The sequence below is a fragment of the Polyangium sp. 15x6 genome, assembly GCF_029960785.1.
Classification (GTDB): domain Bacteria; phylum Myxococcota_A; class Polyangia; order Polyangiales; family Polyangiaceae; genus Polyangium.
Genome location: NZ_JASBQE010000062.1, coordinates 1 through 17,620, shown reverse-complemented (window position 1 = coordinate 17,620; position 17,620 = coordinate 1). Strand labels below are relative to the sequence as shown.

The 17,620-nt window shown below is 67.5% G+C and carries 14 protein-coding genes; 3 read left to right on the top strand and 11 right to left on the bottom strand.

The annotated features are described in order from the left end of the window. Nucleotides 1-22 precede the first annotated feature (22 nt). Both QHF83_RS34440 and QHF83_RS34435 read right to left on the bottom strand, forming a co-directional pair. A complete protein-coding gene (locus QHF83_RS34440; RefSeq protein WP_282422264.1) occupies nt 23-784 on the bottom strand; it encodes an SDR family oxidoreductase in 762 nt (253 codons plus the stop codon). Continuing rightward, nucleotides 785-1,465, bottom strand: a complete 681-nt coding sequence (locus tag QHF83_RS34435) for a TetR/AcrR family transcriptional regulator (protein WP_282422263.1) — start codon at nt 1,463-1,465, stop codon at nt 785-787. A 265-nt stretch (nt 1,466-1,730) separates the two neighbouring features. Between QHF83_RS34435 and lepB the strand changes: the two genes are divergently transcribed. Beyond that, nucleotides 1,731-2,288, top strand: a complete 558-nt coding sequence (lepB, locus tag QHF83_RS34430; RefSeq protein ID WP_282422262.1) for a signal peptidase I — start codon at nt 1,731-1,733, stop codon at nt 2,286-2,288. Here lepB and QHF83_RS34425 read toward each other — a convergent pair. The 4 genes from QHF83_RS34425 to QHF83_RS34410 form a co-directional block, all read right to left on the bottom strand. Continuing rightward, on the bottom strand, nt 2,285-4,789 hold the full coding sequence (locus QHF83_RS34425) for an ATP-binding protein (protein WP_282422261.1): 2,505 nt from the start codon (nt 4,787-4,789) through the stop codon (nt 2,285-2,287). The two genes, lepB and QHF83_RS34425, sit on opposite strands and share 4 nt — an antisense overlap. A 151-nt stretch (nt 4,790-4,940) precedes the next feature. Continuing rightward, complete coding sequence (locus QHF83_RS34420; protein ID WP_282422260.1) at nt 4,941-5,762, bottom strand: hypothetical protein; 822 nt, start codon at nt 5,760-5,762, stop codon at nt 4,941-4,943. A gap of 72 nt (nt 5,763-5,834) precedes the next feature. Beyond that, complete coding sequence (locus QHF83_RS34415; protein ID WP_282422259.1) at nt 5,835-7,256, bottom strand: radical SAM protein; 1,422 nt, start codon at nt 7,254-7,256, stop codon at nt 5,835-5,837. 41 nt (nt 7,257-7,297) lie between these two features. Beyond that, nucleotides 7,298-8,122, bottom strand: a complete 825-nt coding sequence (locus QHF83_RS34410; RefSeq protein ID WP_282422258.1) for a metallophosphoesterase — start codon at nt 8,120-8,122, stop codon at nt 7,298-7,300. A 102-nt stretch (nt 8,123-8,224) separates the two neighbouring features. Between QHF83_RS34410 and QHF83_RS34405 the strand changes: the two genes are divergently transcribed. Continuing rightward, a complete protein-coding gene (locus tag QHF83_RS34405; protein WP_282422257.1) occupies nt 8,225-8,638 on the top strand; it encodes a DUF3224 domain-containing protein in 414 nt (137 codons plus the stop codon). 51 nt (nt 8,639-8,689) lie between these two features. Here QHF83_RS34405 and QHF83_RS34400 read toward each other — a convergent pair whose 3' ends face one another. Further along, nucleotides 8,690-9,166: a hypothetical protein gene (locus QHF83_RS34400; protein ID WP_282422256.1), complete on the bottom strand. Its 477-nt coding sequence runs from the start codon at nt 9,164-9,166 to the stop codon at nt 8,690-8,692. A gap of 967 nt (nt 9,167-10,133) precedes the next feature. On the opposite strand from QHF83_RS34400, the gene QHF83_RS34395 reads away from it, so the two are divergent. Then, nucleotides 10,134-10,970: a hypothetical protein gene (locus tag QHF83_RS34395; protein WP_282422255.1), complete on the top strand. Its 837-nt coding sequence runs from the start codon at nt 10,134-10,136 to the stop codon at nt 10,968-10,970. Between the two features lie 10 nt (nt 10,971-10,980). Here QHF83_RS34395 and QHF83_RS34390 read toward each other — a convergent pair whose 3' ends face one another. From QHF83_RS34390 to QHF83_RS34375, 4 genes are all read right to left on the bottom strand, one after another. Beyond that, complete coding sequence (locus QHF83_RS34390; RefSeq protein ID WP_282422254.1) at nt 10,981-14,301, bottom strand: serine/threonine-protein kinase; 3,321 nt, start codon at nt 14,299-14,301, stop codon at nt 10,981-10,983. 7 nt (nt 14,302-14,308) lie between these two features. After that, nucleotides 14,309-15,733, bottom strand: a complete 1,425-nt coding sequence (locus QHF83_RS34385; RefSeq protein WP_282422253.1) for a sigma 54-interacting transcriptional regulator — start codon at nt 15,731-15,733, stop codon at nt 14,309-14,311. Nucleotides 15,734-15,831: 98 nt separating this feature from the next. After that, nucleotides 15,832-16,401, bottom strand: a complete 570-nt coding sequence (locus tag QHF83_RS34380; protein WP_282422252.1) for a hypothetical protein — start codon at nt 16,399-16,401, stop codon at nt 15,832-15,834. A 15-nt stretch (nt 16,402-16,416) separates the two neighbouring features. Beyond that, nucleotides 16,417-17,187 carry an SDR family oxidoreductase gene (locus QHF83_RS34375; RefSeq protein ID WP_282422251.1) on the bottom strand — a complete coding sequence of 257 codons (771 nt, stop codon included), beginning with the start codon at nt 17,185-17,187 and terminating at the stop codon, nt 16,417-16,419. Nucleotides 17,188-17,620: the final 433 nt, after the last annotated feature.

Genomic DNA, 17,620 nt, shown 5'->3' with positions numbered 1-17,620 from the left:
CACCTCGTCGGGTGGCCATCACTCACGCGGCGAGAAAGCCGCCGTCGACGAGCAGGGGCGCGCCGGTCACGTAACCCGCGCTCTCGGAGCACAACCAGAGCACGGCCCCGGCCATCTCCTCCTCGGTGGCCATTCGACCCATGGGATGCTGCGCGACGAGCGCTTGGACGAGCTCGGGGGCGAAGGTCTCGAACTGCCGCATGCTGGGTGTCCCGGTGACGCCCGCGCAAAGGGCATTCACGCGGATGCCTCTCGTCGCATATTCCAGCGCCACCGATCGTGTCATTCCGACGACCGCGTGCTTGGAAGCGACGTACGCGTGCTGGGCCGCCCTCCCCGCCATGCCGAAGATCGAGCTGATGTTGACGATGGCGCCGCCTCCCGACGCGATCATCGCCGGGATTTCATGCCGCATGGAAAGCCATACCCCCCGGGCATTGACGGCCATGACGTCGTCCCACACGTCCTGCTTGGTGTCCTCGAGCGGGGCCATGTCGCCGCCGCCGGCGCAGTTCACCGCGAAATCGAGCCGGCCGAAATGCTTGACGGTTTCTTTCACGGCGCGCGCCACCGCGGCCTCGTCGCGCACATCGGTCTGAACGAAGGTCGCCTGCGCCCCCTCGGCTTGCAGCGCCGCGCAGGCCTCGCGCCCGGCGTTCTCCCCGCGGGCTGCGATGACGACGCCCGCGCCCGCTCGCGCGAATCCGCGCGCCGAGGCGAGCCCGATGCCGGAGCTGCCGCCGATGACGAGCGCGACGCGCCCCGAGAAATCGAATCGGACCATTCACGTTTCCTTTCCACGCCGAGGCTTCTCCGAGCCCAGACCTTTTCGAATGAAGTGGACGGCCTGGTGGGCCAGCGCCCGGCGGCGTTTCGGCCCGAGCCGCTTCCGGAGGGAATCCGAGGCCAGCACCTCGTGGAGCTCGGCGCCGAGCTCCTTCAGCACCACGTCGGTCAGCCCGGGGCCGATGATCGTCGCCACGAAGCGCGTCGCCACGTCCAGATCGGGCGCATGGAGCGCGCTGCTTTCGGCTCCCGCTTCGAGCACGGCCCGGAGCTCCTTCAAGCCTGCCTCGCAAATGGCCTTGTGCAGGCCGCGGACCTCCGGGTTCGCCGTCGGATCGGCCGCGGCCGCCGAGAGACGGGCGAGGCGCGGGTGCTCGACGAGGAATGCCATGCCGCGCTCGACGAAATCCTCGAGGCGCGTCCAGAAATCGCCTTCCATGCTCGGTTTCCCCACGAACTCGCGCTTCAGGCGCGGCGCCTCCTCGGTGAGCAGCCATCGGTACAGATCGAGCTTGTCTTCGAAGTATTGATAGACGCTGCCCTTGGGGATGTTCGCGCGTCGCGCGATCTGAGACAGCGACGCCTCGGCGTACGTCCGATCGGCGAACTCGACGATGGCCTCGTGCACGAGGCGCGCGCGCCGCTCCTCGGGGAGCCGGAAAAAGGTGCTCTTCGGCATGCGACCGACCAGTCATATGACCGATCGGTCATACTGTCAAGGATGCCGAGGACAATCGGCCGGTCCACCTCGACGCGCATGTTCCGGGCGCTCGCGCGGGCGAGGGCAACGTTTGCGGGAATAGACGCGGAAGCAGTCGGTTTCAGGCGCGATGGCCACCCCTCCTTCTGCTCGCCCCTCCACCCCTCCCCCCGCATCTTCGCCCTCGCCGTCGCCCCGGTCGGTCCCCGGCCGCCGCCGTCGCGTCCTCAAGGAGGTTTTGCCGATGGCGACCGTCGTCGCCGTCATGCTCCTCGCGCGGACCTCGCTCGCCGACCATTACGTCGTCCCGAGCGGCTCGATGGAGCCGACGATCCACGTGGGCGACCGTATCCTCGTCGACAAACGCGCCTTCGGGGTGCGGCTGCCCGTGGTCGATACGTACGTCCTGCCAACCACGGAGCCGAAACCGGGGGACGTGGTCGTCCTGGCGTCGCCCGAAAACGACGCCACGCTTTTGAAGCGGGTCGTCGCCGGCCCCGGGGACATGGTGACCGTGAAGGACGGCCGCGTCACGCTCAATGGGCAGGAAGCTCCTGTCACGCACGAGCCCGGCGGTGACTACGAGGAGCTCGGCGATACCCGCCACCCGCTCCGCCTCGGCTTCGGCGGACCTGATTTCGGCCCTGCACGGGTCCCCGACGGCCATTACCTCGTGATGGGCGACAACCGCGGAAACAGCCACGACGGCCGTGTGTTCGGCTTCGTGGCGCGCGACGCCATCCGCGGACGCGCCGTGCGGGTTTTCCTCCGCAATGGCGATCTCGCCTGGAAATCCCTCTAGCCCGTCCGGCGCGTCGAGTCGTTCACGGCGCGCGCCGCGATCCCCAGATTCGAGACGTCGTCGACCTCCGTGCCCCCGGAAGCACGGGCATCCTCGATCGGGAGCCTCACGATGAACGTCGCGCCTTTTCCCTCGCCATCACTCGTCACGCGCACGGTGCCGCCGTGGAGCTCGACCAGGTTCTTCACGATGGCGAGCCCGAGGCCGAGCCCGCCGTGCTCCCGCGTCGTCGAACCGTCTGCCTGGCGAAATCGCTCGAAGACGTGCGGCAGGAACTCGGGCGTGATGCCTTGCCCCGTATCGGACACGGTGATCTCGGCGAGATCGTCGATCCGGTCGAGCGTGACCTCGACCCTCCCGCCGCTCGGGGTGAATTTGACGGCGTTGCTCACGAGGTTCCAGATCACCTGTTGCAATCGATTCAGATCGCCGCGCACCTTGCCCGGAAAGGGCCTCGTGATGGATTCGAGCTCGATGTGTTTTGCCGCCGCCGAAGGGGCGACGGACGAGAGGACGAGCGCGACCACGTCGTGCAGGTCCACCGATTGTACCTCGAGACGCGTCTTTCCGGTGCTGAAGCGGCCCATGTCGAGCAGGTCCTCGATGAGCTGCGAAAGGACGCGGGCATTGCGGTCGATGACCGCGAGCCCCTTGTGGAGGTCCTCATCCTTGCCGTTCGCCCGGCGGCGTAGGACCTGCGACCAGCCGAGGATGACGGTGAGCGGGGTGCGAAGCTCGTGGCTCACCGTCGAGAGAAACTCGTCTTTGAGGCGGCTCGCGCGCTCCACCTCCGCGCGGGCGGCTCGCTCGCTCTCCAGCAATCGCTCGCGCTCGTTCTCGGCGCGCTTGCGCGCCGTGATATCCATCCCGGAGGGAAGGAGGTGGGTGACGCGGCCCTCGTCGTCACGCAGCGGCGCGAGCTGGAAGTCGACGCAGATGAGGGAGTTCCCTGCCATTCGCGCCGTCACGTCGAAACGAACGACCTCGCCGCGCCTGGCGCGGTCCATGGCATCGTGGAGCCGCGCCTGCGCCTCGGGCAAACCGCTCCACCAGTAGCAATCCCAGAATTTCTTCCCGAGGACGTCGACGGCCGTGATGTTCGCCGCTTCGAGCGGCGCGCGATTGCATTGCAGGACCGTCCCCTCGAGGTCGAGCACGCCGACGAACGCGAAGAGATTATCGAGCACGCGGCGAATGTGCGCTTCGCTCTCGTGCAGGGCCGCCTCGGCGAGCTTGCGCTCCGTGATGTCCCGGACGACGCCGAGCATCACGAGCTCGTCTCCCTTCCGCTCGATGGCGCCGCTCGATTCGAGCCACAGGGTGGTCCCGTCGGCGTGGATGACGCGATATTCGGACTTGTAAGAATGGGGCCCGCTCCCCCCGGACCGAGCCTGCTCCATGGCCTCGCGGACCTTGCGTCGGGCCTGCTCGCGGTCGTCCGGATGCACGCTCTCGATCCACCGCTCGTAATCGACCGTGCAGCCGCTTCCGTGGCCGTAGAGCTCGCAGGCCTCCGGGGTCCAGAAAGCCCTCCCCGTCGTGAGATTCCAGGTCCACACACCGGTTCGTCCGGCCCGGCTCGCAAGCCGCAGTCGTTCTTCATTCTCGCGGAGCAGCTCGCTCCTTCGCCTTTCGTCCACGACGACGGCCAGGACCAGCGTGCTCGCGGCGGCCACGGCGACGAATTGCTGGAGCATCACGAGTCGCAAATGCTCCGCGACGGGGGCAAACGGCCCATACCCCGCCGTCGTGCCCCAGACAGCAGCCGAGGCCGAAGGGAGCATGGCCGCCGTCGCTCCCCGCACGCCCCCGGCCAGGGCCGCCCACATGAGCGCCGGGAAAATCAACCATGCGAGGGGCAGGCGGGGCATATGAGGCCCGAAAATCAACCATGCGACGCCCCCGGCGGTCACGGTGCTCAGCAAAAGATGCATCCACCACCGAAACGGCTGACCGATCGGCTCGCCGGGCGTCCAGCTCAGCACGAGGGGCGTGACGACGAGCATGCCCATCACGTTGCCCGCCCACCAGTTGAGCCACACGAGCGGAGCTAGCCCGAATCCCTGCACGAGCACGCTGCCGAGCGCGGCGCTCCCGAAGGTGGCGCCGACGGCCGAGCTGACGAGGCAAGCTCCGATCAAAGCCCGCACGTCGCGCAGGCGCGTCAGTGCGGGCCGGACACGCGCGCGTGTGAGGATCCAGGCGCCGCACACGGCCGCAATCGTGTTTCCCGCCGCAATGACGCACTGGGCCCACAGCGGGAGTGAACGCCCGTCCACGAGAAATGCGGCCATTCTGCCGGCGAACACGGCCGGCCACAGCCGCAGGCCGCCGAGCAAGAGACCGGCGAGGGCGACCCCCGCAGCGGGGAACACCGGGGACCCCGCGCCGCGGACCGTCGCCCACTGGAGCCCCCAGTCCGCGAGGATGAAATAACTCGTGAACAACATGGCGGCAGAACCGAGGGTGCGGGACCCGTCCGCCTTTCCGCTTCTTGCCATGCCGTTCCCCCTCCCTTCCGTAGCGCGCGGCGGCTGGAGTTGCCGCCCCCCGCGCGGAGACGAAGGGAAAAATATCCCGGGTCGAGTCATTCGGCTCGGTCAACGCAGGGGGAACGAGCGCGCGGACCGAGCGTATTCGATACGAACGAGCTCAACGTTCGAGGAGCCACGCCATGGCTTCGGCCATGATCTGGTCGATGTTCTCCGAATAGTGATGCCCTGCGCCGGGCATGATCCACAACTTCGCCGGATACCCTTGTGCGACGAGCTTCGCCACCGTGGCGCGCTCGCCGGCGACCTGGCCACTTCGCTCGCCCGCGATCATCGCCACCGCGCGCACGCCCGCCTTGCGCAGCGCCGCGCCGTCGAGCTTCACGTCCGCTTCGTTCAGGATGAGATACGGCCACCTCCCCGGATGCGCCTGCGCGATCCGCACCGCCGCATACGCGCCGCGCGAAAAACCCGTCAGGATGGCGCCTTCGCGTGTGATCTCGCCGAGGTGCGCCGTGTCGACCACGGCAATCGCCTTTTCGAGATCGTCCCCCATTTTCTCGAACGACCCCGACCACGTCGGCGCATCGTACGCGGCCTTGCCGCACGTCGCGTCGCCGGTCGGGCAAACGAGGAAGCCGACACGCGAAGCCGCATTCACCCAGTAGCCGCAGGCATACCCAGGTGGATTGCAGACGCCATGCAGGTTCGCGATCAGCCGGTGCCCCTTCGCGCGCTCGCTCGGCCGCGCGAAGAAGACCGTGCGCTTGCCGAGGAACGGCATCTCGAACGGGCCGATTTCGCGATTCGGCTCGACGTCGGGCGCCGCATCGACGATGACGTCCGCGCCCGCATCCTCGATCGTGACCTCGGGCAGGCTCGCATCGATGGTGCTCGCGCGCGGGGCCTCGCACGCCGCGAGAACGGAGAGCGAGAGGGCGAGGCTCGCGGCGGTCTTCGAGGCCGACAGGCGGAGGCGCATGGTCATGCCTCGGGTATCGCACAAAGCGTGCGATGTGTGACGAGGCGCCCCTCTGCGAGGAAGTTCCGCCGATCAGCGCGGGCGGACGTGGCCATTGGCGCGATGAATGCCGGTCCGCGGCAATACGCCCATCTTCTCGGCGACCTCGACGTTGATTGCGTGGATCGCCGCGTCATCGTCTTCGGCCACGCCACGCTCGTGCATGGTGCGAGCGATCATGTTGATCGCGACACGCACGCTGCAAGCGTGGCCGATGCTCCCGCCGAAGACCTCGGGCTCGACGAATCGAAGGTGCGCCCCGACGCGCCGCTCGGCGTGCAGCTTGTACACGAACGCGTCCTGCATGTGGTTGAGCAGCTCGATGATGTCCCGCTCGTGCACGTTGCCATACCCGTCGCCGCCCTCGATCAGCGGGCAGAGCGCGATCTCGCCCGTCGCCTTGATGCGCAGCGTGGGGGCGGGGCGGAAGAAGTTCTTGCAGCGAAGCTCTTCGTCGGTGAACGCCGCGAGGTCGCCGCGCGAGCGCCGGAGCTTCACGCCGCCGCCGACGTCGATGAAATTGCTCACGTAGTTGGAGTCGTCCTGCACGAGCAGCTGCGCGGCCACGCGGTCGCCCGCGTGGTGACCATAAATGCGCCGCGAGAGGTCGGCGATCCACGACTGCGTCCCCGCGCTGGAGGTACCCATGCCGACCACGAGTGACACGCGCGGCTCGAGGCCGGCGTCGCGCACCTTGTCGAGCCCCTCGATCACGCGATCGTAGAGGCCCGGCACCCCGCGGCAAGCGTCGTGCGCCGCGGCGGGCCCATCGAGGCTGACGATGACGTGGGTCAGGCCGCGGGCCCGCAGATCGGCGAGGTATTCGCGATCGTCGGCATAACGTTTTCCGGCCGCGCGAAAATCCGTCTCGCCGAAGAACCACCCGCTCGTGATGACCGACGCGTGCGTGCCGCCCTGCGCGCGGATGTACGCGACGAGATCGAGCCAACCCTTGCCATACAGCGTGACCTCGCCGCCGATGAAATCGAAGCGGCCGAGGCCGATGGGCAACACCGCGTCGACGACCCGTCGGAGCCGCGCCGGATCGGCCTCGGCGTGCGCCTCCAGGTTCGAATTGCGGCAGTGGCTGCAATCGAGGTTGCAGACGGTCGTGTACTCCAGGACCACACGCCGGATGTGCTCGAGCGGGTTGCGATCGTACCGCAGGCGGGCGGCTTCGCGATCCATGCCTTCAGGGGCGGGCTCGATCATCCCGCGCTCCACGAGCGCCGAGAATTCGGGGCACTCGTCTTCGTCGAGGACGCCGCGGGCGAAGATCCGGCAGAGCCGGCCCACGTCGTCCGCTTCGAGGGCCTTTTCAAGCGTGCCCAAGCGCACGAGATGCTGCAGGTAGCGGTGCCCGTAGTTGCTGAGGATGAAGCGCATCGACCTTCCCGCGCGGAGTGTCGGAGTGTACTCGGTTTCGGCGCCGATCACGACCGGATCGTTGCTCATCCCCCCTTTGGGGTCCGGCCGGTGGGTCAACCCGACCCCGGTCATGCCGCCACCAGCCGAAACACGGGCAGCTCCGGTCGACACGTGAACCGCACGGGCAGAACGCTCGTGCCGATCCCGCGGCTCACGTAAATCTGCCCTTTGTCCGTCGTATACATTCCCGATCGAAAACGCCCCGAGCCGGGTGGGACCCATAGCGGCGCACCGAGGGCTCGTACCTGCCCGCCATGCGTGTGTCCGGCGAGGCCGAGATCGAAGCGCGGCGCGCTCTTCGGCAGCTCGTCGAAGATGCCCGGCGCGTGCGTGAGGAACAATCGCAGAGGTCCCGCGGGCGCGTCGCGCAAGGCGGAGGCGAGGTCGTGGTGGCCGCTGCAAAAGTCGTCCGTGGCGACGACGGCAATGCCGCTCGTGAGCCGCGTGGATTCGTTTCCGAGGAGCCGCGCGCCGACACGCACGAAGGCTCGGCGCAGCTCGTCCATCGGGACCTCGCCCCAGTGCTCCCAGTTCCCGACCGTCGCGACCACTTCGCGCCCTGTCGCGCCGAGGGCGCGGCAAAAATCCGAGAGCACTGCGAGCGCGTTCGGATCCTCGACCGAGTCGCCGGTCAGGACGACGAGGTTTGGCTGGAACGACTTCAGGGCGACCAGAATCGAGTCGTGGACGCTTCCGAGCGAGCTCAGATGCAAATCCGAGAGGTGGGCGATCCGAAAGCCCTCGAGGCCCCGCGGCAGGCCCGGGACGGGGACGTCGTGCTCGGCGATCTCGAGCCAGGAGGGCTCGAGCGCGAGGGCGTCGAGCGCGACGAGCCCGACCGCACAACAACCCGCGACGTGCAGGAGGTCTCGTCGGCTGAGGCGCTTTTGCATCCGAAATCCTAGCAGCCTCGCCGGCCCCGCGCTCGTCTCGCGAAGAACACAGGGGCCGACGAGGCTTGCGCGCCGGAGTCTGTCCCGGTACCCTCGACCGCCATGAACCACAAGGCTCAGGGACGCTTCGACATCACACGCACGGCTGAACCGCCGTACGATACCCGCGAAGGCGCCACGCTCGGACGCAGCCGCTTCGACAAACGATTCGAGGGTGAGCTCGTCGCCACGAGCGTCGTGGAGATGATCAGCGCCGTGTCCGGCGTGAAGGGTTCGGCCGGATACGTGGCGATCGAGCGCGTGGAAGGCACGCTCGACGGGCGCGCCGGGAGCTTCGTCCTGCAACACAGCGGCACGATGGACCGCGGCGCCGCCTCGCTTTCGGTGACCGTCGTACCCGACACCGCCACGGGCGCGCTCACGGGGCTGCGCGGCCGAATGCAAATCGACATCGTGGGCGGCGAACACCGCTACACGTTCGACTACGAATTCCTCGGCGCGCCCGCGGCCTCGTAGCGCGGCGCCACAGAGGGCTTCACTGCCGCAAAACCGCATGCCGGACTTTCATCAGCAGTGGGTCTTGGCGCAAGATCCGCCGCTGCATACGTAACACGTCGCGTCCCCGTCGAGCCTTCTGATCTTACAATGCCCGGTGGTGCCGAAGAGCACGTGGCACTCGGCGGTCATCTCGGTCGGGTCGGGCTCGGTGCTCTGCAGGTCCTCCAGCGCGTACAGCACGGTCGCGCCATAGGCGGGATCGCATCCGGCGAGCTCCCCGGCCGCGTTGATGCCGCAAGCCGCGAGCGTGACGTCGTTCGGGACCTTGTCGCCCACGTTGTACACGACGAACGGATCCTGGCCGTCGGCAGTGGCGATGTACTTGACGCCGTCATTCTTCGTGTGGATGGGGATGTACCCCGCCGCGTCGCTATAATGACATCCCACGGCGGCGAGCCGCTCGGAGAGGGACGTCCTCACCTGCGCGAGGGCGGTGCTCGCCGCGAGAGCAATGCCGAAGCCGATGGCGAGGCCGTTCCTCTTCATGGGTGGTCCTGACGCTGGGTTTTCCAAGGCACGCGACCGCTTCGCAGAGAGCGTGCCAGGCGCGGACTGCGTCGTGGAGCTCGCATTCGAGTCGCGCTCCGTCGTGGCTCACGTCGACTTCGCTCCCTTCCCTCGCCACCCACTGTCACGGCGACATGACACCCGTCGCGCCGCCGTGACGGTGCCCGGCCCACGACTGTCACGCGCGTCTGACAGTCCCCCTCGACGCCCAGGGATGCAGACCTGGCACGAGCGCTGCGATGGTTCCTTCCCCGACCGAACGGAGACCGCCATGAGGACCAGCACCGTGCTTGCTTCGCTGATCGCTGCCCTCGCCTGGCACGGGTCTTCTTATCATGGTTCGTTTCCACACGACGATAGACGTCGCCCTCACCCAGAAAAGGACTCGACGCCAAGCGAGGGAGCCCGGCGGGAATGGTCGCCGATTGCAATGTAGAGGAGGGAGAGAGAGGAGCCTCCATACGGATTGCACGCAGAACCCCAACACGGGGAACTGGACCTGCGCTCGAGCGTCCCGCGCTCGAGACCTGGTTGAGCGTCACCAGCTACCTCACCCTGCACACCCCGGCTGCAACCCCATCGGTGCTCAATAGAGTGTCATCGCGTCGCAGGACACGGAGAACGGCAGCGTCCTCGTGGGCTCGCCGCATCCCTCCGTCCGATGACTCCGGGGCCATGCAGCGCCCGCTGCGACCGGTGCAACACGAGATCCGCTTTGCGGCGCGAGCATCGACGACGAGTGCTGTCACGCGGACGGAACGCCGGCTGTCACGACGGCGTGACAGTGTCGCGGCGGCGTGTCACGCGAGGCCAGGTCGGGCGCATGTTTCGGGCAACGAAGCATGCGCCAGGCCGCTTGGGTGCCTGGCATGCGTCTTGTTATGACGGATCGCATCCACGCGACGGACAAAGACGTCGCCAAAGCTTAGAAAAGGACGCGAACGCCATGACGCCCCACCGCTTCTTCATCCTTGCCTCGGCCATCGGTCTCGGTCTCCTCACCGCGGGGTGCCTCGGGGGGGTCGAGGATAGCGTCGGTCCCATCGACGGCGTCGGGCTCGAGACGCTCGAGGGCGGCGATCACGGAACCAACAGCCTCGGCACCGACGACTTTCACGGGCACGCGGATACGCTCTGGGCGGCGGCGGACCTCAGCCTCAACGATCCGGAAAATGAGGCCGTGGCCGCGCTGCTGGCCGACACGGGTAGCCGCACGCTCGCGTATGCGATCCATTGCGCATTGCCGGAGAAAACCTACGGACCCGGCGGTCACGTCGGGTGGGGGCACTTGGAGACCACGACGGAATGGACGACCCGCGGCCTCACCCTCTCCGAGAAGCTGGACCTCTTCACGTGCATGATCGTGAACATCAACCCCAAGAAGACGTCGGTGGAGATTCGGATCACGGGGGATTCCGTCACCTCCAACGGCATCTCGGGTTTGTTGCAGATCAACAAGTACAACATCGAAGAGGCCCTCTGGGTGGCTCGCCTGTCGGACACGGGAGAACGCGAGTACGTCGTCTGGCCCTTGGACGAGATCGTCCTGCCATGCCCGAACACGTACATGTCGCTGCTGACGCGGACTTGCACATCGGGGGACAATCCGGGTGACGCGATCCCCGACTGCAATGTGGAAACGCGAACGACCATGGATACGGATTGCACGCAGAACCCCGTCACGCAAAACTGGAGCTGCCTCGGCCGTCCCGCCATCAAGACCTGGCTCAGCTCCTGGACCATCTCCGCGGGCCCCAAAAACTGCAACGTTCCTGTTCCTTGATGAAGCAATCTCAGGGGCCGCGCGCCGGTACCTCCCGCGCAAGGCGCCGCGCGGCCTCGATGGCCTGCCGGTCCATCCTCTCGACGAGCAGGTTCTCCCGGATGGCCGCCGAGAATGCCTCCAGTGACATTTTCGCGGCCTCCCGCGCCTCGCGCTCCCCCTTCGCCACGGTCGCCCGAAGGAGCAAGAGCCTGCCCTTGCACGCGAGCGCGCTCGGCATCCGCGGATGAATGGAAAGCGCCTGCGTGAGGACCCCGAGCCCTTTCGCGATTTCGGTCTCCGCATCAGCGCCCCGCCCGCCCCGAAATCGGCCCCTGAGCTCATGGATTTCGCCGAGCGCGACGTAAAGCCGAGGCTCGGCGCGCTTCACGTCGAGCAGCGGCAAAACGGAGGCGATCACGGCGTCGAATTCCGCGTCGCTGGCCTTGTCCCGTTGTACCGCCCAGCGCAGAGCGATCGTCTCCGCCAGGGCGCCCCATACCCGATATTTCAAATCATTCGGCCTCGCCTTCATGGCCTTTCCGAAGGCGTCCCTCGCTTCGAGGATCCAGGGTGACGGGTCCTCCTCGCGCTCGAAATGAAGCCGCGCGCGAATCACTGCAGCTCGCCCGCGGAGGTTGTGGTTGTGGGTGGACGTCGGCGCCAGGCGAGCATGCTCCTCGGTGCCTGCGGCGACCCGGAGCAACGCAGGCGTCGGATCGCCGCCCGATTCGAGCAGGTGCGTCGCTTCCATCAGCGCCAGCATGGCGCGGAAGCGGTGCGGCACGGATGAACGCGGCGATTGTTGCTGAAAAGCCTCGATGAGCGCCTCCGCCTCCTGCGCGACGTTCCGGGGGAATTGCCCCGCCTCCACCATTTGCTCCACCAGGAGCAAGCGATGATCGATCGCCGTGAGCTTCGCGTAGGAGAAGCTCGGGTCGACTTCGAGGGCCTTGTCACAGCGCCGGAGGCCCTCCTCGATGGAGCTCCGCGCGTCGATGCCGTGCAGGAGCTCGTGCTGGGCACGGAAATAATACGCCGAGCAGCTCTCGTTGAGCGCCCACACGAAGACGGGATCCCGCTTCAGCGCCTCGTCGTACGCCGTGATGGCGTGGTCGACCGCGGGAACGACATCCAGGCCGCGATCGCTCGCATGAAGGACCCGCGTCCGCCACACCGCGGCCACGATGTACCACGCCATCGGCTCGCCCTCGGCGCTCCTCCTCGCGGCCTCCTCCGCGTGCTCGATGGCCCTCGCGATCGCGACCTCCGGCTGCTCGTCGGGCGCGTCCCCGACGGCGACGTGCCACGCGAAATGCGAATGCAGTTGCGCCAGTCGCAGGTGCCCGAGCCCGATCGCTGGGCTCGCGGCGATCGCTCTTCCACACGCCTCCTGCGCCGCCTCGAAGCTCGGCCGGAGGGGCTTCTGCGCGGCGCGCGCGCCGTTCATCTCCTGCGTGAAGAGCTCGCACATCGCGACGTGCACGGCCGGATCGCTGCTCCCGATGTCGGCGGCGGCGCGATACGCCTCCCCCGCCAGGCCGAACCAATGCGACATTTTTTCGTGATCGAATGCCGCGTCGTGGCCGTATTTTTTCCCCATCGCGAACAGCACGTCCCCTTCGAGCTTCCGCGCCTCGTAAAGCCAAGGCGCCTTCTCGAACGCCTCGCGCGCCTTCGCGAGCGCCTCCTCGTATCGCCCCTCGTGATACGCGATGAGCCCCTCCACGTACGCCGGCGCATCGATCTTCCCCCCGAGCGCAGCTTTGAGGTGTACGAGTGCCGGCAGCTTGTACTCCGCCTCGATCACCGCGATGCGTTGCTTCTGTCGCTCCCCCTCCATCCGTTTCGTGTCCGCGAGCTCGTTCTTGTAGATCTCACTCAGCGCCATCCCCATCGAATAATCGAGTCCCACATACCGATATCCCGCGGCCTCCGCCTGCTTCAGGTGCGCGAGCGCCTCCGCGTGCTCCTGCAGCGCGAGGTACCCACACCCGAGCGCATAATGCCCCGGCCCCACGCCGATCTCCCCCACGACGTCCATCCACGAGGCGATCGTCAGGAGCCGCTCCCGCACGATCCTCCGCTCGCGATCCACGTCGTGGAGCGGCAAGCCGTACGCGTTTCGCAAGAAAAACTCCATCTCCTTCACGCTCTCGCCGATCTCGTGCGAGAGCGTCATCTGGTGGGAAGCCTTCTGGCGCTCGCGTATCCACGCCCCGACGAGCACCGCCGCGACGACGAGCAAGACGCTCGCGAGCGCCACCTTCCCCTTGTGCCTTCGCGCGCGCTTCCACAGGACGTATCCAAGGGATTGCCTGCGCGCCTCCACCGGGTCGCCGTCGAGGAACCGCTGCAGATCGTCGCCCAGCGCCTTCGCGGATTCGTACCGCGCGGAAGGCTGCTTCTCGAGGCATTTCATCACGATCGCTTCGAGGTCCTGAGGCACGTCGCGATCGATCTGCCGGATCGCCTGTGGCTCGTCGTGGACGATTCCCTGCAGCAGCGCCGCAAGGTTGTCGGCGACGATCGGCGGCCGGCCGGCGAGGACGTCGTAGAGCGTCGCGCCGAGGCAATACACGTCGGTGCGACGATCGAGGGAGCGCACCTTCCCCGCGGCCTGCTCGGGCGCCATGAACGAGGGTGTTCCCATGAGCGCGCCCGTCACCGTCGCCCCGGTGTCTCCCATTTCACGGGCGAGGCCGAAATCCATGATGTAGGGCTTCCACGCCCCGTCCTCGCCGCGCTCCACCATGATGTTCGCGGGTTTGACGTCGCGGTGCACGAGCCCGAGCCGGTGCGCCTCGTGCAAGGCCGAGGCGACCTGCCGGACGACGTGTATCTTCTCTTCGAGCGTCATGGCCGACCGGGCCTTGTCGAGCGGCTCGCCATGAATGAGCTGCATGACGATGAACCGCACGTGATCGGCCGTCCCCGCCTCGTACACCTCGCACACGTTCTCGTGCGTGATGCGCGCCTGCGAGCGGGCCTCGCGGAGCATGCTGCCGCCGAGCTCGGGATCGGCGCCGAAGAGGAGCTTGATGGCGACCTCGCGGCCGAGGCGAAAATCGCGCGCCTTGTAGACGGCGCCCATTCCGCCGCGCCCCAGGAACTCGAATGCCTCGAAGCGCGAATAAAGCGTGGGCGGGATCTCCGACGTCTCGGCTCCCGCGTCCGGCGGCATGTTCTCCGCAGGCTCGGTCCGCGACGGGTCGAGCTTCGGGATCACGTCGGACGCGGGGGCCGTCGCTTCACCGTCCACGATGGACGGCGCGCGAGGCGGCTCCGCCTGCCCGACCGTCGCGTCCTGCGTTTGTCCGGGCTCGTCCCGTCGCAGCCGTCCGTATTTCATTGCGTGATCAGGTCCGTCGGGACGCCGGGTTCTCGGAGACCCCCTCCTTCGCCTTGATCCCGTGCCGGTCGAGCAATCGGTGCAGGAGCTGCCGCGAGACGCCCATGGCCTCGGCCGCGCGGGAAATGTTGCCGTCGTACTTGCGGAGCTTGGCGGTGGCGTACTTGCGTTCGAGCTCCGCAAGCACGGCCTCGCGCGCCTCGGGGAGCGAGAGCTCGAGCAATCTGCCGAGCTTCAGGTCCTCCGGGTCCACCTTCGCCGCCTCGCCTTCGCGCGGCGGCGGCGCGGTGCTGGCCTCGGGCGTGAGCCCCGCCGAAGGGCCCAGGATCTCGTGCAAGAGTTCGGGAAACACCACGAGGCGCGCAATCACGTTCCGGAGCTCGCGTACGTTGCCCGGCCAGTCGTACCCCATCAGCATCGGAATCGTCTCGGGCGGCAAGTCCGAAGCACTCAGCGGCGGATTGCGGCTCGAAAGGAAACGCTCGACGAGCAGCGGAATGTCCTCCCGTCGCTCGCGCAGGGGCGGCACCTGCAGTTCGAGCACCGAGAGGCGGAAATACAGGTCCTGCCGGAACTTGCCCTCGGCCACCATGGCCTTCAGGTTCCGATGGGTGGCCGCGACGATCCGCACGTCGATGGCCCGCTCCTGCGTCGATCCGAGCCTCCGCACGGTTCGAGCCTCGATCACGCGGAGCAATTTCTGCTGCGCTTCGAGCGGCAGCTCGCCGATCTCGTCGATGAAAATCGTCCCCTGATGCGCAGCCTCGAAAAAGCCCGCCCGGTTCACCGCGCCCGTGGCCGCGCCCGGCACGGTCCCGAAGAGCTCGGCCTCGATGGTGGAGGGCGGAATGGCTCCACAATCGACGATCACGTACGGGCCCTGGCTGCGCCGGCTCTCCTGGTGAATCGAGCGGGCCAGCACTTCCTTGCCGGTGCCGGATTCGCCGAGCAAGAGAATGGTCTCGTCGGTCTTCGCCACGCGCTCCAATCGGGCGAAGAGCGCTCGCATCGGGAGGCCTTCGCCCACCGCGTCGCCGAAGTTGCCGCGCGTGGAGAGGGGAAGCACGGCGGCCCCGCCGGACGGCTGCACGATGAGCGTCGAATCGCCCACCGTGGCAGGCACGCCCGGCGGGAGGAATGCCTCGACGACACGGACGTCACGAATGAACGTGCCATTCCGGCTCTGGATGTCCTTCAAGAGGACACCCTGCTCGGTGAGGCGGAGCTCGCAATGCACGCGCGACACCTTGGGATCGGTGATCACGAGATCGCATTCGGGATTCTTGCCGAGCAAGAGGGGCGCGAGCCCGAGGGGCGCCGTGAGGGTCTGCCGCTCCGGGAGCGTGACCGTGACCCGGAGGTTCGGGAGCCGCAGGGATCGCCCCTCGTCGAGGCTCGTCAAGGTGAAGGAAGCGTCGCGTTCGCTGGGCACGGCGGCATCCTATCCCCCATCGCCGAAATTTCAACCGTCGAACCGGCGTCGGAGCCGTGCCCTCGATAACGTATCGACGCGCCGCGGCGCGGCCGCGGTCATTCTCGCCGCGGAGTCACTTCACCCAGATCGATCACGGCGCCCACCGACGTGCCCGCGGGCAGCTTCGGCGCGTCGTACCCTTGCGTGCCGGGGAGGCCCGGCTCGCGGTGGAGGTGCGCCGCCGGGTAGCCGTGAAAATCCCGGGTCGTCAGCCGGATCTGGCAATCCGCCGCGGGCAGCTCCAGGACGGCATGCGTTCCATTCACCTCGAGAGCCGATTCGACGATCTCCTTCGAGGTCGGGCATATGGCGACGAGGCAATCACGCCGGCCCTTGCCCGTGCGGGCGTCGGGATCCGAGCCCCAGCCGTCGGGATTCGTGTACCGGACGGTGATCTTCGTCGCGTCGGGCGGCGGCCACCCGGAGGCATCACGCGCGGAGGCTTTGGAGAACGCTTGCCCGCGCGTCCAGCGAAAATCCTTGCCGAGGTCCTCGTATTTCAGATCCTGCTGCTGGAGAAGCTCGCCGAGCGGACGAGCGGCCGGAGCCTCCTTCGCAGGGCCTTCACCCGTCGGCTTGCAAGAAACGACCATCAGACAGGCGGCAATTGCTGCGCGCTTCATCATGACCCTGCCCCCCCATCACTTGGGCCCGACGAACGAGGCCCGTTCGAAGGCGTCCATGTCCTCGTAATATCGGTGGACGTTGTCGGCGTAGACGGGGCGCGTGTACACGTCGATCCGCGGATCGCGGATCACGTCGATCACGACGTCGGCCACCTCGTCGACGCTCTGCGCGCCCGGGAGCGATCGAGAATCCACGCCCCCGTGCAAAGCATTGAGACCGAACTCGGTCGCGACGACCCCCGGCGAGACCGTGGTGACGACGATCCCCGGATGCGTGTGTCGCAGCTCGGCGCGCAGGCCGGCAGTGAGGGCATTCAGCGCGTGCTTGGAGGCCGAATACGCGGCCCGGACGGCGAAGAACGGGATGCGGCCCAGCATCGAGGAGACATTGATGATCTGCCCCGCGTTTCGCTCCTTGAAATGGGGCAGGATGGCCTGCATGCCGTAGAGCGCGCTCTTCACGTTGTCGCGCATCATCATGTCGAGATCATCGTCCGTGATCTGCGACGGGGCGCGGGTGATGCCGCGGCCCGCGTTGTTGATCCACACGTCGACCCGGCCGAACCGTTCGAGGGCCTGCCGCGCGAGCGATTCCACGTCGGCACGCACGGTCACGTCCGTGACGACGGCGAGCGCGTCGGGCCCGGATGCGGCGGCGACCTCCGAGAGCTCCTTTTGCCGGCGCGCGGCGAGCACGACGCGCGCCCCCTCGGCCCCCGCCTTGCGAGCGATCGCAGCGCCGATGCCGGCGCTCGCGCCCGTGATGACGATGATCTTGTCCTTCATGCGCGCGAGCATGGCACGAAGAACGCGCACAGGGGAAGCGCCGCCGCCATCATCACTTCGATCGAGGACGGTACCATGGGGGCGCTCGACCACGCCATCACGACGGTCGAGGACCCGGTTGGAGGTCCGAGCCTCCATCTTGGCGGTTGCCACCCTCAACCGCCCCACCGCGACCGACGTGCGGCTCGAAGACGCTCGCCACGAAATGGGGGCGATTCATGCGCAAATCGCGGGAAACACGCGGCCGCGCGCCTCTGGCACGCCCGGTGCAATTGCCATGGTCACGAACGACGGGGGACGAAGCCCCCTAGGTGGCTGGTGTCGATCGCGAGCCCGTCGAAGAGGTCGTGGCCGCTCGTGTTCCCATGGCCGCCAGGGTGCATATCGGACAGGTCGCCTGACGGCTGATAATGGTTTGGATCGTCTTCTGGTC

What these genes read in the sequence shown, in the direction of transcription:
- QHF83_RS34440 (WP_282422264.1), bottom strand. Translation starts at nt 784, where the DNA reads ATGGTCCGATTCGATTTCTCGGGGCGCGTCGCGCTCGTCATCGGCGGC.
- QHF83_RS34435 (WP_282422263.1), bottom strand. Translation starts at nt 1,465, where the DNA reads ATGCCGAAGAGCACCTTTTTCCGGCTCCCCGAGGAGCGGCGCGCGCGC.
- lepB (WP_282422262.1), top strand. Translation starts at nt 1,731, where the DNA reads ATGGCGACCGTCGTCGCCGTCATGCTCCTCGCGCGGACCTCGCTCGCC.
- QHF83_RS34425 (WP_282422261.1), bottom strand. Translation starts at nt 4,789, where the DNA reads ATGGCAAGAAGCGGAAAGGCGGACGGGTCCCGCACCCTCGGTTCTGCC.
- QHF83_RS34420 (WP_282422260.1), bottom strand. Translation starts at nt 5,762, where the DNA reads ATGCGCCTCCGCCTGTCGGCCTCGAAGACCGCCGCGAGCCTCGCCCTC.
- QHF83_RS34415 (WP_282422259.1), bottom strand. Translation starts at nt 7,256, where the DNA reads ATGAGCAACGATCCGGTCGTGATCGGCGCCGAAACCGAGTACACTCCG.
- QHF83_RS34410 (WP_282422258.1), bottom strand. Translation starts at nt 8,122, where the DNA reads ATGCAAAAGCGCCTCAGCCGACGAGACCTCCTGCACGTCGCGGGTTGT.
- QHF83_RS34405 (WP_282422257.1), top strand. Translation starts at nt 8,225, where the DNA reads ATGAACCACAAGGCTCAGGGACGCTTCGACATCACACGCACGGCTGAA.
- QHF83_RS34400 (WP_282422256.1), bottom strand. Translation starts at nt 9,166, where the DNA reads ATGAAGAGGAACGGCCTCGCCATCGGCTTCGGCATTGCTCTCGCGGCG.
- QHF83_RS34395 (WP_282422255.1), top strand. Translation starts at nt 10,134, where the DNA reads ATGACGCCCCACCGCTTCTTCATCCTTGCCTCGGCCATCGGTCTCGGT.
- QHF83_RS34390 (WP_282422254.1), bottom strand. Translation starts at nt 14,301, where the DNA reads ATGAAATACGGACGGCTGCGACGGGACGAGCCCGGACAAACGCAGGAC.
- QHF83_RS34380 (WP_282422252.1), bottom strand. Translation starts at nt 16,401, where the DNA reads ATGATGAAGCGCGCAGCAATTGCCGCCTGTCTGATGGTCGTTTCTTGC.
- QHF83_RS34375 (WP_282422251.1), bottom strand. Translation starts at nt 17,187, where the DNA reads ATGAAGGACAAGATCATCGTCATCACGGGCGCGAGCGCCGGCATCGGC.